Source organism: Bacteroides sp. B1-V-101 (assembly GCF_023656585.1).
GTDB lineage: Bacteria > Bacteroidota > Bacteroidia > Bacteroidales > Bacteroidaceae > Bacteroides > Bacteroides thetaiotaomicron.
Genome location: NZ_JAMOKH010000009.1, coordinates 68877 through 84017 on the forward strand (window position 1 = coordinate 68877; position 15141 = coordinate 84017).

13 protein-coding genes are annotated in these 15141 nt (G+C 42.5%); 10 read left to right on the forward strand and 3 right to left on the reverse strand.

Going from position 1 to position 15141, the window contains the following annotated elements:
* Positions 1–566 precede the first annotated feature (566 nt).
* Together NBH01_RS09035 and NBH01_RS09040 are read right to left on the reverse strand one after the other, a co-directional pair.
* Positions 567–1178, reverse strand: coding sequence for a response regulator transcription factor (locus NBH01_RS09035; protein WP_008763083.1), 612 nt, complete (start codon positions 1176–1178; stop codon positions 567–569).
* Complete coding sequence (locus NBH01_RS09040) at positions 1168–1872, reverse strand: hemerythrin domain-containing protein (RefSeq protein WP_008763082.1); 705 nt, start codon at positions 1870–1872, stop codon at positions 1168–1170. Before NBH01_RS09040 ends, NBH01_RS09035 begins: the two co-directional genes overlap by 11 nt.
* A 203-nt stretch (positions 1873–2075) precedes the next feature.
* Between NBH01_RS09040 and NBH01_RS09045 the strand changes: the two genes are divergently transcribed.
* The gene (locus NBH01_RS09045; protein ID WP_048698730.1) at positions 2076–3251 is read left to right on the forward strand and encodes a phosphoribosylaminoimidazolecarboxamide formyltransferase; all 1176 of its coding nucleotides are present in this window, start codon (positions 2076–2078) and stop codon (positions 3249–3251) included.
* A 132-nt stretch (positions 3252–3383) separates the two neighbouring features.
* Here NBH01_RS09045 and NBH01_RS09050 read toward each other — a convergent pair whose 3' ends face one another.
* Positions 3384–5426, reverse strand: coding sequence for an LruC domain-containing protein (locus NBH01_RS09050; RefSeq protein ID WP_048698727.1), 2043 nt, complete (start codon positions 5424–5426; stop codon positions 3384–3386).
* 206 nt (positions 5427–5632) lie between these two features.
* Here NBH01_RS09050 and fldA point away from each other — a divergent pair, with 206 nt between their 5' ends.
* The 9 genes from fldA to NBH01_RS09095 all read left to right on the forward strand — a co-directional run bounded on the left by fldA (position 5633) and on the right by NBH01_RS09095 (position 15132).
* Positions 5633–6139 carry a flavodoxin FldA gene (gene fldA / locus NBH01_RS09055; protein ID WP_048698724.1) on the forward strand — a complete coding sequence of 169 codons (507 nt, stop codon included), beginning with the start codon at positions 5633–5635 and terminating at the stop codon, positions 6137–6139.
* A gap of 33 nt (positions 6140–6172) precedes the next feature.
* Positions 6173–6535: a DUF2023 family protein gene (locus NBH01_RS09060; protein WP_008763079.1), complete on the forward strand. Its 363-nt coding sequence runs from the start codon at positions 6173–6175 to the stop codon at positions 6533–6535.
* A 153-nt stretch (positions 6536–6688) separates the two neighbouring features.
* Positions 6689–7714 carry a TQO small subunit DoxD gene (locus NBH01_RS09065; protein WP_048698720.1) on the forward strand — a complete coding sequence of 342 codons (1026 nt, stop codon included), beginning with the start codon at positions 6689–6691 and terminating at the stop codon, positions 7712–7714.
* A gap of 226 nt (positions 7715–7940) precedes the next feature.
* Positions 7941–9269 (forward strand): hypothetical protein, encoded by a 1329-nt coding sequence (locus NBH01_RS09070; protein ID WP_225679112.1) that lies wholly within the window; start codon positions 7941–7943, stop codon positions 9267–9269.
* 29 nt (positions 9270–9298) lie between these two features.
* A complete protein-coding gene (locus NBH01_RS09075; RefSeq protein ID WP_048698740.1) occupies positions 9299–10429 on the forward strand; it encodes an imelysin family protein in 1131 nt (376 codons plus the stop codon).
* 106 nt (positions 10430–10535) lie between these two features.
* Positions 10536–11966, forward strand: a complete 1431-nt coding sequence (locus tag NBH01_RS09080; protein WP_048698713.1) for a di-heme oxidoredictase family protein — start codon at positions 10536–10538, stop codon at positions 11964–11966.
* Between the two features lie 26 nt (positions 11967–11992).
* Positions 11993–13204, forward strand: a complete 1212-nt coding sequence (locus tag NBH01_RS09085) for a porin (RefSeq protein WP_195382184.1) — start codon at positions 11993–11995, stop codon at positions 13202–13204.
* Positions 13205–13227: 23 nt separating this feature from the next.
* On the forward strand, positions 13228–13947 hold the full coding sequence (locus tag NBH01_RS09090; protein ID WP_048698707.1) for a hypothetical protein: 720 nt from the start codon (positions 13228–13230) through the stop codon (positions 13945–13947).
* A gap of 30 nt (positions 13948–13977) precedes the next feature.
* The gene (locus tag NBH01_RS09095; protein WP_225679114.1) at positions 13978–15132 is read left to right on the forward strand and encodes a Rid family hydrolase; all 1155 of its coding nucleotides are present in this window, start codon (positions 13978–13980) and stop codon (positions 15130–15132) included.
* Positions 15133–15141: the final 9 nt, after the last annotated feature.

A 15141-nucleotide genomic window follows, 5' to 3' on the forward strand; every position in this document is an offset into this window, starting at 1 on the left:
TTAATAGTGAGAGCAGCTACGCAATATACCTTATAAAGGGGATTGTGACAGATACAGAAACGCACTATCTTTGCAGTATCAGAATTGAATTAATTAGTCATAATTTTATTACGTAGCCACATTTAAGTAAAAATGAAATAGGGTCCCGCCGAAGCGATTTCGTCGGGATTTTATTTTATACACTCCTGGCATTAGCAATCCCGGTATTTATATACCTTTCGGCTCCCCTGCGTCTATAAACAAAAAACGAGTCAATTCCTAGAAGGGAACCACTCGCCACAGCATCAGAAAAGCCAGAAAGGCTTTTCTTTTATTACCTCAATTCCTGAAAACTAATCTTCTTTTTACCTTTTAAACTTCTTACCTATTGTTATCCTTTTTACCTTTTACCAAAAAATGTCCTATTGAACACTAAAAAATTTAATACCTTAATTATTTAAATCTAATACCTTAATAATCTTTTCTTTTACCTTTTAAACTAATAGCAATTTCCCAATTGCACTGCAAAGGTACGAAAAGATTCCGTGTTCGCAAACGGCTTCAGATTTTATAACATTCTTTTAAGGTTATAAATCTTTCACATCATTTAGCGTAACAAGCTTATTTACAATAGCATAAATAGTCAGGCCAGCCGCACTGTGTATCTGTAGCTTTTTGCTGATATTTCTCCGGTGAGTAATGACAGTGTGAATAGACAAGAAAAGATTCTCTGCAATCTCTTTATTCGTCATACCTTTCACCACACAGATCACTATCTCTTTCTCCCGTTGGCTAAGCGTTTCCTGATTGTCAAGCTCCTCCTCTTCCGAAGCCAGATTTAGCAGACCATGAATCTTTTTAGAAAGAATATCCAGATCATCAAAGATAGAAATCGACTCATCATATTTAGTCAGCAAAGAGGCATCTACAAAAGAGCTAACCAAAGCAATCAAACGTATTTTCTTACCGGCAGTTTCTTCCCGGAACTTATTTACATCAAAGTAGTCACCAAAAGTAGGATTTACAATCAGCATTTCCGGATATTGCGTACGCAGGCAATCACTCAGAGCCTCTACTGAAAGTAATTCTATAGGTTGCACCTTCACATTAGGAAGACGCTTCAATGCAGCGGTCAGCCCACCCCGGATAATCACTGAGGTTTCGGCGATCGCAATTCGAATGGCTTCGTTATTTTTCATTTTCCCTAATCCTCCTTTCCAACTTCAGAATGGCAGGAACAAAAATATAGTCTTCAACCTTGCAGTGAGATTCCAAACCAGCCTCACAGGCGTATATATCGAAAAGAGCCGCATTCAACAGATTCTCATTGGCTTTGGCAGGACAATATTTAATGATGATATTTTTCAGTTCTGTCAGCTTCTCTCCCACCTGGTCATGATGCTTGGAGAATGTGCTAATCTGATAATTCCGGGGAGCATTGCCATTTATCAGCGCATCCACATATTTGAATACCGTTTTCTCCTCATAATCCATGTGTTTACGTACCTCTCGTGTATATTCATCAAAGAACTTAAGAATCAGAAAAGCTACATCATCCTGCGAACAGTCAATCGCTTCAATCAGTTTACGGCGAATGGCAGGAAGAGAAAAGTCCAGAAAGTAAATATGGGCTTGCCGCAGATAATCGATTAGTGCAGGTATAGAAATATCCTCACTGCTTCCATCCATCCGCGAAAAGCCTTCAGACATAAAGTTGACTACAATCAGAAAAGTCCTGCAATCTACTCCATTAAGCTCGCAAACTTCTTTCACTGTTTTGTCACCAAATCCCAACGAAAGGCCGAAACGGCTCATCACTTGTAACAAGGAATAGTTATCACTGATGAGATCAATCATCTTATCAGTTGGTTTGTATTTTTGCAAATTATCCATTTACACCTATTTATATTAGAGACTGCAAAGAAACGGAATATTTCGAGGATATGCAATCACCACAAATAGGTATTTTCGCTACCCACAGTTTCCCCAATACTAATTACTTGTTACTAATTTATAACAGGAGGCTAGGCTGGCTATTCTTTTTTTAGTAATTTTGTCGCTATCAATTTGTAATCAGTAATTCATAATTAAATAATATGGCAAACGAACTCGAACTGAAATACGGCTGCAACCCAAATCAAAAGCCTGCCCGTATCTTCATGAAAGAAGGCGAACTACCCATTGAGGTATTGAACGGACATCCCGGTTACATCAATCTGCTGGATGCATTCAACAGTTGGCAGTTAGTAAAAGAACTGAAAGAAGCTACCGGACTTCCGGCTGCCGCATCATTCAAACACGTCAGCCCGGCAGGTGCTGCTGTTGCTGTAGAAATGAGTGACACACTGAAGAAAATCTATTTTGTGGATGATGTAAAACTGTCTCCACTGGCAACAGCCTATGCACGCGCACGCGGTGCCGACCGTATGTCTTCTTACGGAGACTTCATCGCATTGTCCGATACTTGTGATGAAGAGACTGCACGCATTATCAACCGTGAAGTATCCGATGGTGTGATTGCACCGGATTACACTCCCGAAGCTTTGGAAATCCTGAAAAATAAAAGAAAAGGAACTTACAATGTGATCAAGATAGATCCGGCTTACCGCCCGGCTCCTATCGAACACAAAGATGTTTTCGGAGTGACTTTTGAGCAAGGCAGAAACGAACTGAAAATAGACGAAAGTCTTTTGAAAGAGTTACCTACACAAAACAAGGAAATTCCGGCTGAAGCCAAACGTGACCTAATCATTTCTTTAATCACCTTAAAATATACACAATCCAATTCCGTATGTTATACAAAGGACGGACAGGCGATTGGTATCGGTGCAGGACAGCAGTCACGTATTCACTGCACGCGCCTTGCAGGAAATAAAGCAGATATCTGGTATCTCCGCCAACATCCGAAAGTAATGAATCTGCCCTGGATTGAAAAAATCCGCCGTGCAGATCGTGATAATACTATCGACGTTTATATTTCAGAAGATCATGATGACGTATTGGCAGACGGCGTTTGGCAACAGTTTTTTACAGAAAAGCCGGAAGTACTGACCCGCGAAGAGAAACGTGCATGGCTGGATACAATGACTGGCGTAGCTTTGGGCTCTGACGCATTCTTCCCCTTCGGAGACAATATCGAACGTGCACACAAAAGCGGTGTAAGCTATATCGCACAACCGGGAGGTTCAGTACGAGATGATCATGTTATCGGTACATGCGACAAGTACAATATGGCAATGGCATTCACAGGCATTCGCTTGTTCCATCATTAAAACATATCAATCCCCTTTATAATAGAAACTAATCCGTTTCTCCATTATAAAGGGGATTCTTATGTTTTAAGACCTGCTCAGAAAAATAAGGGTATCTTTTAAAGCATCAACTCCACAACCAACAAAAATATTTTAGTATAATTCATCCTCATCTACATTCTCTGAAATAGTGAAATCAAACCAAGACAAGTCCGTCTTATTTATTACCCACTTGCTATAATTCTTATAAGCCTTCACTACTGACGATTTTTCTTTCGGATATCTCCATGCCGGGTCGCTTGCTGAAGTACGAGGAAAATCTAATGCCCAACAAGACATATCTTCCATCCGATAATAAATATTTCGTGATGCATCAGAACAGTCATCCGCAGTTTGAAGCAAGTTTGTATCCATCTTCGAAGTCGGAGCAAAGTCTGTTAAATGAATTTCATGAGAACGGTTATTCACAAATATAAATGGATTGAATTTCATCATTGAAACATTGTCAACCGGAATAGTCAGCGGAATAGTGATTTCAACTTCCGCTGCTGAAACAAAACTCGTCCCCTTTTCTGTATTTACAAAACCATTTATATTAGGAAAGAGTCTGCTTACATCTTCCCAAATCACAAAAGTCGCCTTTGAATTACCACTTTCGAAAGTCGCTCCCATCACCTTTGCAGCATCAATATAACTTTCTGCCAATGGAAGTTCAATGCCAAAACCGATCTTTGTATAAGCGGCAGCCCCTTTGGCTATTGGTTTAAAACGCAATTTAATGCTTGTAATCTTGTTTTCCGTATTCTTTCCCAAACCGTATGCATAATTTACTACAAAGTCATTCAGGTCATAATCACCGGCATTAGGCCACTGGTCTTCGAAAGCCAATGTACCATGAATAGATTCAGTTACAACTACTTCTTCTTCAACCGGAATATCCTCTCCCGGTTCAATTGCTTTTTCAGGAGTAGCAGTCACTTTCAACATTACATCATTAAAATCATAATCTGATTGATTATCGCCAAAAGGACGGATATCAAATCCGGTCACACAACAATTATAACCATCTAACTGACGAGTTACAGCCTGAGATTTTCCCCATTTATTCAATACCGGAGTAGAGTAATACATTCCAGAGACGTCACCATTAACAACAGGATTCGTTTTATTTTTAAAAGAATACGCATTCTTCGTTGTTACATCCGTACCATCCTTCTTATAACCGGCACGTGCTACAACAAAACCTATCCGTGTCCCTTTTGGGAAAATCTCAGTATACTCCTTTCCATTCCAATAAAGTAACTGAACTTTCAAACCCGACGGACACTGCAGCTGGTTAGTATTAGGCAACAACATAGTCATCCGAAGATGATCAATGTCATTTGGACTATTCAGTTCTTCCTCTTTATAATTATAATACATCAATGAATTATAAACAGTCTGATTAGCGACATAGAAACCACCATCACCGACATAAGTCACCCAAACTCTGGCTCCATTTTCATCAACGACCCGTAAATCCGAGTTTTTATCCAAATCTGCTTTCTGAACATTCTGCCTCTCTGGGTACCAACTATCAATCTGATTAATCAAAGCAGGAGATAGTTGCTCTTTAGAGACCAAAGAACACCCACCCTGCAGCGGAATACCATCCCTACTTATTTCAACATTCTTATAAGGGATATACAATTGATACAGACCACTGATCGGTCCGGAAAATGAAGGAATCTCAATCGAAAAAGCACGCGAGACAGCCATATGAGGAAAACTGACTCCTTGAAACTCCAATGAAACAAAATCCTGAACATCCGCTTCCTTCACCTGACCATAACCAGCAGTGAGAGGAGCCACATAAATTTTGGAAACATTATTTCCTATCACCACTTCAGCTTTCAACTTACCTGAAGCATCCGTATATCCGACAAAGACCGGATCAATAGAAATAACTCCTTCGCCCGTGTAAGGCTGACTCATAAACACACCGAATTTCACACCGGCCTGTGATTTTCCATCACCATCGACAGCAGTAATAAATACACTCCTTTGCGTTTTCAACAAGAAATCCGTAGATAAACCGAGTTGAGTATCCTCAGGCGTTCCTTCATCCGGATTATACAAATTTTTCTCTTCTACACATGAAGCAAGAACCATGCCGATAACTCCAAAAGAAAAATACTTTAAGCTTCTCATATTCATATAGTATATGTGTCTGTTTTGATCTCTGCAAAGATAATACATTATTTAAAAACAACTTTAATAAAAGTTGCATTTCTTGTAGAAAAAAAGCGAGAGAACATCCCCATTTATAATGAGAATAAAGCAATTATTCCACTATAAATGGGGATTTCCTATTTCTCCGAGACCCTTTATCTTTGCACCATCACATTAAAATAGAATCAAAGATGAATAAAATTGGAGTATTTTACGGTTCCACTACCGGAACAACAGAAGACCTTGCCCGTCGGATTGCAGAGAAACTAGATGTTCCTTCCGCACATATTTATGATGTATCCAAACTCACTGAAGCTTTGGTCGGTGAATATGATGTACTGGTACTAGGCAGTTCCACATGGGGAGCCGGTGAATTACAGGATGACTGGTACGACGGAATTAAAATTTTAAAGAAATGCGATCTGTCTCACAAATATGTAGCCTTGTTCGGTTGTGGTGATTCCGATTCTTACAGCGATACGTTCTGTGATGCTATCGGTATTCTTTATGAAGAACTGAAAGATACGCGCTGCAAATTCTGTGGAGCGGTGGACACAGCCGGTTATACATTCGATTCTTCTATCGCTGTCGTTAATGGCAAGTTCGTAGGTCTTCCACTCGACGAAGTCAATGAAGACGGTCAGACAGATGAACGTATCAGCGCATGGGTTGAACAAGTAAAACAAGAAATCAGCTAATCTTTATCTCCATATAAAATAACAGTTTACATCATGGCTACCGAAAGAATCATTCCCGGAGAAATCCGGATTTTCCTCAACCACATTTATGAGTTCAAGAAAGGCGTACGCAACATGGTACTCTATACGATGAGCAGAGAGCACGAAGAGTTTGCCATCCGCCGGCTGAAGAATCAGAAGATCAGTTATATGATACAAGAAGTAGGTACTAACAAGATTAATCTGTTTTTCGGCAAACCCGAATGTATGGAAGCCATGCGGCATATCATCATTCGCCCCTTGAATCAACTGTCTGCCGAAGAGGACTTCATCTTGGGAGCCATGCTGGGATACGACCTTTGCCAACAATGCAAACGGTATTGTAATAAAAAAGAAGGTATAAAGATAGCCGTTTAAAGAATAACTTTTGCATTGTTAGCTTTGTTTTGTATGTAGTTTATCTTGAGTAGAATCGTTTCAAAAAAAACAGGTTTTCACAAAAACATTTTCCACTGGAAACTTGTTCTAATAAGAAACGATTCTCTCAATAACAAACTAACAACAAACAGTATGCTGACACAACAACAAGAACCATCCAAAGCCTACGTACTTGCGGGCATTTTCACTCTCTCCTTACGACTGATCGTCGGCTGGACTTATTTCTCAGCTTTTTGGCGCAGACTCGTCCTTGAAAACAAACTCATTCCGGATGGAACCGGATACATTGGAGAAAAGTTCAATCATTTCCTTCCCAATTCCATTGGTATCAAACCGATTATTGAATACTTGGTCAGCACACCGGATTTACTTTGGTGGGCAATGGTAATTTTCACATTAGTAGAAGGCATCGTCGGGTTACTCTATATGCTCGGTTTCTTCACACGATTAATGAGTATCGGCGTATTCAGTCTGGCATTCGGCATTCTTTTAGGCTCCGGCTGGCTGGGTACTACCTGCCTCGACGAATGGCAAATCGGCATCTTGGGAGTGTCAGCCGGATTCACTATTTTCCTGTCCGGCGGCGGAAAATATTCTTTGGATTATCTGTTATTGCCTAAACTTTCCAAGAACAAATGGCTTGTATGGCTTACTTCCGGTGAACTTCCACTATCTATCAAGCAATTCAGTAAAGTCGCAATAAGCGGTGCAGTACTGCTTTTCATACTGACCTTATATACTAACCAAGTCTTCCATAACGGTGTTTGGGGACCTTTGCACAACAAATCGGTCAAACCGGAACTGGAAATATCCAACGCAAAGATTCAAGAGGATATCCTCACGTTCAAAGTATACCGGATAGAAGGAGCCGACGTGTACGGTTCCTTCCTGATCGGCATAACACTAAAAGACGAGAATGGAAAAACAATACTTCAAAAGAATGGAGAAGAGCTAGCCCGCTTCCCACTTACCCGAATAAAAAATGACTATGTAGCCAAAGTAGCTCCGGGAAAGCACAGCCTCATCATTCCTTTGGGAAGTAAAGCAACCCTTACAATCAGAAGTGATGTTTTTGTGGACTTGCCCAAAGGTGACTACGAACTAATTCTGACAGATATAAGTGGTATAACCTGGAAAGAGAATATTACTGTCAAATAAAGCAAGTCAGAAAAATCTAAAAACAAAAGAAGGTGTATATCAGCAAAAAAGCAAAAATGCTGATATGCACCTTTTACTCATTTACCCTTTTAAATTTCCTTACTTCCCATTCTTAGCTAAAAATTACCTACATATACTGAATTTAAGAAATAACTATGCCTACTTTTAGGTATTGCCAGCCTTTTTAACCTCATATAACTTTGCAGTCGATAAAATTATTAAAAAGATGAGAAAATTAACTGCAATCGTTGTTCTTTGCTTCCTGTCCTCTTTCTACACACTTTCGGCTCAGGAAACGAAAGATAATTCTAAAAACGACAAGCCTTCTACAGAGGAGTATTCAAAGTTCCGTTTTGGCGGATACGGAGAGATGGTCGCTAACTTCAAGGACTATGGTATAAACCGCTTCTATGGAGGAAATGACGGTAACCCTAACAAAAAAAGGAATACCATATCCATCCCCCGTTTCGTACTTGCTTTCGATTATAAATTTACATCGAAATGGATACTCGGAGCAGAAATAGAGTTTGAATCCGGCGGTACAGGCACAGCTTTTGAGCTGGAGAACTCCGAAAACGGTGAATATGAAACAGAGGTGGAAAAAGGTGGCGAAGTCGCTATTGAACAGTTCCACATCACACGCCTGATCCATCGGTCTTTCAATGTACGTGCCGGACATATCATTGTCCCTGTGGGATTAACCAATTCACATCATGAGCCGGTCAACTTCTTCGGAACATCCCGTCCGGAAGGTGAAACAACAATCCTTCCTTCCACTTGGCATGAGAACGGTCTGGAATTCTTCGGTTCCTTCGGAAAAGGGTATGCCAGTTTCGATTATCAGGCCATGATTGTGGCAGGTTTGAATCCGAATGGTTTTGACCGCAACACATGGGTAGCCGGTGGCAAACAAGGTATATTTGAAGAAGACAACTTCTCGTCTCCGGCTTATGTAGCACGCCTGGATTACAAAGGCGTTCCCGGTTTGCGTGTAGGTGCGTCATTCTACTATTGTGCCGATGCGGGCTCCAATTCAGACAAACTTGATAGTTATTCAAGTAAAGTCCCGTTGAGAATATTCACGGCAGATGCACAATACCGCAATAAATATGTAATTGCACGTGGTAATATCGTTTATGGAAATCTGGGCAATTCTACCGGAGTCAGTAAAGTGAATATCGGACAATCGAATAAATCTCCTTACAGCCGGCTAATTCCTGTTGCAAAAAATGCTGTAAGCTATGCAGCCGAAGCAGGTTTCAACATCAGTTCTCTTTTCAAAAACAATAAAGTTCCTGTGATCTATCCGTTTGCCCGATACGAATACTCCAATCCGCAGGAAAAAGGAGAAAAAGGACAGACAATGGAAAAGCGTTGTCAGGTCAGTATGTGGACAGCCGGATTGAACTGGTATGCTCTCCCTAATCTGGTAGTAAAAGCTGACTACTCGACACGGCAGATCGGAACAAGCAAAGTATTCGGAACCGGAAAATACAACAGCGAAAACGAATTCTCTATCGGCATTGCTTATGTCGGATGGTTTATCAAGAAATAAGAAACAATCTATTAATTAATTTTTATACGATGAAAAAAAGTTTTTTCTATGTTGCAGCCCTTATGTTAGGACTGGCATTTACAGCTACTTCCTGTAGTAATGATGATGATAATGAAGTATCTGCTGCTGATATCGACTACAACTCAGAGAATGCAACAAGCTGGCACAACTATATGAAAAATGTAGGCCGCCTTCTGCAAACAGATGCAACAAACCTTCAGGCAGCCTGGACAACAGGCGGATATGGAGACGCTTTTATCAACCATAACGGTGAATTCACAACTGCCAAGACCTGTGTACAGCAAATCATCGAAGGTTGTATTGATATTGCCGGTGAAGTAGGTTCACAGAAAATAGGCGACCCGGTGAGCAAATATAAAGCCGGAAATATTCAGGAAGCAATTTATGCCGTAGAATCATGGTATAGCTGGCACTCCCGCGAAGACTATAGAAATAACATCTATTCTATCCGCAATGCTTATTACGGAACACTTGATGGAACCGTTGCCGATAATTCTATCTCAAAAATTATCGAAGGCAGCAATTCAACATTGAACAACAATGTAAAACAAGCCATCAATAAGGCAGCGACTGCCATCTGGGGTATTCCACAACCTTTCCGCAACAACATCAACAGTTCGGAAGCAGAAGAAGCCATGGAAGCCTGTTCAGATTTGGAAACTGTACTGAAAGAGTTGAACTCTTATATCGGAAGTACAGCAAGCATTAACTCTGATGCCATACTTCAGCCGGTGGTAAAAACTTACGTTGAAGTAGTCGTATTGCCGACTTACGCATCACTGAAAAGTAAAGTAGATGCGTTATATGATGCAGTGATAGCTCTTTCCAATTCTCCATCCAATACAGCTTTTGAAACAGCGTGTGACGCTTGGTTACAGGCACGCCAGCCATGGGAAGTCAGTGAAGCCTTCTTGTTTGGTCCGGTTGCCAGCCTGGGTCTTGACCCGAATATGGACAGCTGGCCACTAGACCAGAACGCTATCGTACAGCTTCTGAATTCAGGAGACTGGGACCAGCTGAACTGGAGCGGTGACTATGATGAAGACAACGAAGGTATCGCAGCCGCTCAGAATGTACGCGGTTTCCACACACTGGAATTCCTGCTCTTCAAAGACGGACAGGCTCGTAAAGTGAAATAAGGGATTACCCCATAAAAGCATATAGAAGTAAAGGCGAGATTGACTAAATCTCCTTTTACTTCTTTGGTATGTTTGAGCATATTATTTTAAATAAAGTCAATTAAAGATGAATTGTATACTAAAATATTCATTCTCTCTCCTTTCTATATTGGCGTGCAGCGCTTGCGATAATGACGGAATTGACATCTTGGATATAGAGATACCGGATGGATACGCTCTGTCGGCAGGTACAGCTACCAATTTTCTGAACTCATCATTAGCCTACGACACTCCGGCAGACTGGGTGTCGGGTGTCTATGAAAACCGTTTCAATCAAGGAGACAGACTCTACGATGATGTACGGACAAGCGGTAATGGTCATGGCGGCGGACTCGGTCCTGTTTATGCCGGTTACTCCTGTGGTAGCTGTCATCGGAATGCCGGTCGTACCAAACCGACATTATGGAGCGAAGGTGGTTCCGGCAGCTATGGTTTCTCTTCCATGCTGGTTTATATCAGCCGCAAGAATGGTGCATTTTTTCAAGACTACGGCCGGGTACTGCACGACCAGGCAATCTACGGCGTAAAACCGGAGGGAAAATTATCTGTAGAATATACCTACGAAAGTTTCTCCTTCCCGGACGGTGAGAAATACGAACTCTGCAAACCGACTTACACCATATCCGAATGGTATGCCGAAGAAATCAAACCGGAAGATTTGTTTTGTACCGTCCGCATCCCCTTGCGCCATGTAGGTATGGGACAAATGATGGCATTGGACCCTACCGAAATAGAAGCACTTGCAGCGAAAAGCAACTATCCGGAATATGGAATCAGCGGACGTTGCAACTACATCACCGAACGGGGAGTAAGATCTCTGGGATTGTCCGGCAATAAAGCGCAGCATGCCGACCTTACTGTAGAACTCGGTTTTTCCAGTGACATGGGTGTTACCAACAGCCGTTATCCCGAAGAGATTTGCGAAGGACAAATACAAGTCAACCAAGGAAGCATGATGGGACTCTCCTATGATCAGCTGGATATTACCACCGAGGAGATGGAAGACGTAGACCTCTATATGCAGTGCCTCAGTGTTCCGGCCCGTCGCAATGTTAATGATCCGCAGGTGGTCAAAGGAGAACAAAACTTCTACCAAGCAAAATGTCACCTCTGCCATACAACTACCCTGCACACCAAACCCCGTGGCACCGTTCTGCTGAACAACACCCAGCTTCCGTGGCTGGGCAGACAAACCATCCACCCTTATTCAGATTTCCTGTTGCACGATATGGGATCCGAAATCATGGGAGTCGGTTTGAACGACAATTATGTCAGCGGTCTGGCACGTGGAAACGAATGGCGTACCACCCCTCTTTGGGGAATTGGTCTGCAAGAGAAGGTGAACGGACACACTTACTTCTTGCACGACGGTCGTGCCCGCAACCTGACTGAAGCCATCATGTGGCATGGCGGCGAAGGCGAAGCATCAAAAAACTTATTCAAAAAGATGAGTAAAGAAGACCGCGACGCATTGATTGCATTTATAAATTCACTTTAATAAAAAAGCAGTATATATCAGTTATTATGAAAAAATATATATTCATTGCCATGCTGTCGGCTTTGCCCTTCGTCGCTATGGCACAACATGAAGAAGATACGGAAAACGGCGTAGTTTCATTGGCAGGAAGAGAAGGATTCACCATTGAGACCAAAAAAGGAGACTTTGTATTCAAACCCTATTTGCTTGTACAGACCAGTGGCAATTTCAACTGGTATGACGACGAAGGACTGGACAAAGCCTACAATCAGGATAATGTAGCCAACTCCGGTTTTTCTATCCCTTACGCCGTACTCGGCTTCACGGGGAAAGCTTTTGGAAAAGTATCGTTCAATCTTTCCATGAATGCCGCAGCCAGTGGCGGAGCCTTGTTACAGCAAGCATGGTTCGACGTACAGCTGAAACAGCAATTTGCAATCCGTGTCGGCAAGTTCAAAACCCCATTCTCACACGCCTATCTGACGACATTGGGTGAAACACTCTTGCCATCACTGCCTGTATCGCTTACTGCCCCTGTTATTCTCCCCCATTCACTGAATGCGGTGACGCCCAATATCGGTACCGGCTTCGATCTGGGAGTAGAGATTCACGGTTTGGTTGCCGACAAGTTTGGCTATGAAATCGGTTTGTTCAACGGCACAGGCGCTTCGGTCAATACGGCTACAAAGACGCTGAGTGATGACTGGCACATCCCTTCCCTGCTCTATGCCGGGCGATTTACTTATATGCCCAAAGGCGTGATGCCCGCCACTCAGGGAAATCCGAACCGTCTGCATGAAGATAAAATCATGTTCGGAGTATCCGCTTCGATGAATGTAGAAAGCGAAAATGAAAGTACCAATGACTTCCGTGCCGGACTTGAATTTGCAATGTTGAAAAACAAACTCTATCTGGGTGCTGAAATGTATTATATGAACATAGGATTCACCGACCGACAAAAGATTTCTGACTCCTACAATTACTTAGGAGGATACGTACAAGGTGGTTACTTCGTTGCCCCGCGCCTGCAGGCAGCACTGCGCTATGATTTCTTCAACCGGAATGGAACAGATACAAATGGCTTTCTGAATATGCCCGCCGTAGGAGTAAACTATTTCTTTAAGAATTGTAATCTCAAGTTACAGGCGATGTATCAGTACATTGGTCGTACAGGTCATGACACACAGCTCGATCGTGACAATGATGACTTAGGAATAGCCGTACACTCAGCCAGTATCTTACTTCAATATACATTCTAACTAATGCGAGAAAGGATCTGTTTATGAAGAAATACATTCTTTTCTTTGCTTTTTCCCTGCTTGTCACGGGATTGACTTCTTGTGACGACGGCAGGATTTATGAAAATACAGGTTTCGTACCGAGAGAAGGACGGGTACTGAAACTGTCCGGCAAATTCAGTGGTATCAACAAATGGTCCGAGGGATACAGCATAGTGGTGGCAGGCTTCGATGATGAGAGCGAGTATGCCATTGTTTCCAAAGTTATTCCTACGCCGGAGACCGACGGCGGTGAAGTGGAAGTGATACTGTCTGGTATCAGTGAGGAAGTGACTGAGATAGAACTATGTGTCATCAACAGACTGCGAAAACGTGTCGTCAGTTTCCAGACCATCGAAGATTTCACGGCAACTGCCGACACTACCTTCATGGAAGTAGGCACGATTGATGTCAGTATGTATCATACCATCCAGCAACAGGTTTTCGATAAAACCTGTACAGCCTGTCACGGAGGAAGTGCCAAGCCCGCAGCCGAACTGAATTTGCTGACCGGAGAAAGCTATGAAGACTTAGTCAACCAACCTTCGACCATCGTAAACGATGTGTTACGGGTGAAACCCCGCAATGCCAAAGAAAGCATTTTACACCAGATATTGAATACGAATATCAGTTCAAGCTGGGGGATAGACCATTCACAGATGGTCACTTCATCCAACATCCTGACACTGATTGACAACTGGATTGACGACGGTGCGCAAGAGTAAAATAGAACTATTAGTCATTAAAAATTGCATATGAACAACAAAGAACAACAGAACATCCAGTCTGAAAAGACTCTAACTGAGATTTTTAAATATAATGCAGAGGCAGGAGCTTCGGAGTATCACGTAATGATACATTCCACTAAACCGGAAGATACATACGAAGAACAGCTGAATGCAGTTTTGAATACTTATGATAATTTACTTGCCAAAGAACTCAAAGGTGGGGTTGCCGTATTCAAGCGTTATTTCCTGAGCGATGCTGCCAATCAGGCAGATATGCTGCTGGCTTTAACCACCGAAGGTTCCGACTGCGCACTTTCCATTGTGGAGCAGCCACCATTGGACGGGACAAAGATTGCCCTGTGGGTTTATCTGCAAACCGACATACAGACGCAAGTACTGCACAACGGCCTTTTCGAAGTGAAGCACGGTGCGTACCGCCATCTTTGGGCCGGTAGCGCTTTCAACCGTGCAGCCAACTCAGAATATCAGACCCGCCTGCTGCTGAATGATTACGTGATGCAACTTATGGAACAAGGATGCAGACTGGCAGATCATTGTATTCGTACCTGGTTTTTCGTGCAGAACGTAGACGTAAACTATGCCGGAGTCGTGAAAGCACGCAATGAGGTCTTTGTGACACAAAACCTGACAGAAAAGACACATTACATCTCCAGCACAGGAATCGGCGGACGCCATGCCGACCCGAAAGTACTGGTACAAATGGATACGTATGCCATAGCCGGCGTGAAACCGGAGCAGATTCACTTTCTTTATGCGCCCACACATCTGAACCCGACTTACGAATACGGAGTGAGCTTTGAACGTGGCACGTATGTAGACTATGGAGATCGCCGCCAAGTATTCATTTCCGGCACGGCAAGCATCAATAACAAAGGTGAAGTAGTGCACCCCGGTGATATCCGCAAGCAGACCGAACGAATGTGGGAGAATGTAGAGGTGCTACTGCAAGAAGCCGACTGCACATTTGATGATCTGGGACAGATGATCGTATATTTGCGTGACATCGCAGACTATACTGTCGTTAAAGGTATGTACGACAAACGCTTTCCGCACACGCCTAAAGTATTTGTTCATGCCCCCGTATGTCGTCCGGGATGGTTGATAGAGATGGAATGTATGGGAGTGAAAGCCTGTAAAAACAAGGATTATGCTTCCTTTTAATATCACCAA

Excerpts from the sequence above, each read along its gene's own strand:
- NBH01_RS09065 (WP_048698720.1), top strand. The coding sequence starts at position 6,689 with ATGCTGACACAACAACAAGAACCATCCAAAGCCTACGTACTTGCGGGC.
- NBH01_RS09095 (WP_225679114.1), top strand. The coding sequence starts at position 13,978 with ATGAACAACAAAGAACAACAGAACATCCAGTCTGAAAAGACTCTAACT.
- NBH01_RS09085 (WP_195382184.1), top strand. The coding sequence starts at position 11,993 with ATGAAAAAATATATATTCATTGCCATGCTGTCGGCTTTGCCCTTCGTC.
- NBH01_RS09075 (WP_048698740.1), top strand. The coding sequence starts at position 9,299 with ATGAAAAAAAGTTTTTTCTATGTTGCAGCCCTTATGTTAGGACTGGCA.
- NBH01_RS09090 (WP_048698707.1), top strand. The coding sequence starts at position 13,228 with ATGAAGAAATACATTCTTTTCTTTGCTTTTTCCCTGCTTGTCACGGGA.
- NBH01_RS09060 (WP_008763079.1), top strand. The coding sequence starts at position 6,173 with ATGGCTACCGAAAGAATCATTCCCGGAGAAATCCGGATTTTCCTCAAC.
- NBH01_RS09070 (WP_225679112.1), top strand. The coding sequence starts at position 7,941 with ATGAGAAAATTAACTGCAATCGTTGTTCTTTGCTTCCTGTCCTCTTTC.
- NBH01_RS09050 (WP_048698727.1), bottom strand. The coding sequence starts at position 5,426 with ATGAATATGAGAAGCTTAAAGTATTTTTCTTTTGGAGTTATCGGCATG.
- NBH01_RS09080 (WP_048698713.1), top strand. The coding sequence starts at position 10,536 with ATGAATTGTATACTAAAATATTCATTCTCTCTCCTTTCTATATTGGCG.
- NBH01_RS09035 (WP_008763083.1), bottom strand. The coding sequence starts at position 1,178 with ATGAAAAATAACGAAGCCATTCGAATTGCGATCGCCGAAACCTCAGTG.
- fldA (WP_048698724.1), top strand. The coding sequence starts at position 5,633 with ATGAATAAAATTGGAGTATTTTACGGTTCCACTACCGGAACAACAGAA.
- NBH01_RS09040 (WP_008763082.1), bottom strand. The coding sequence starts at position 1,872 with ATGGATAATTTGCAAAAATACAAACCAACTGATAAGATGATTGATCTC.
- NBH01_RS09045 (WP_048698730.1), top strand. The coding sequence starts at position 2,076 with ATGGCAAACGAACTCGAACTGAAATACGGCTGCAACCCAAATCAAAAG.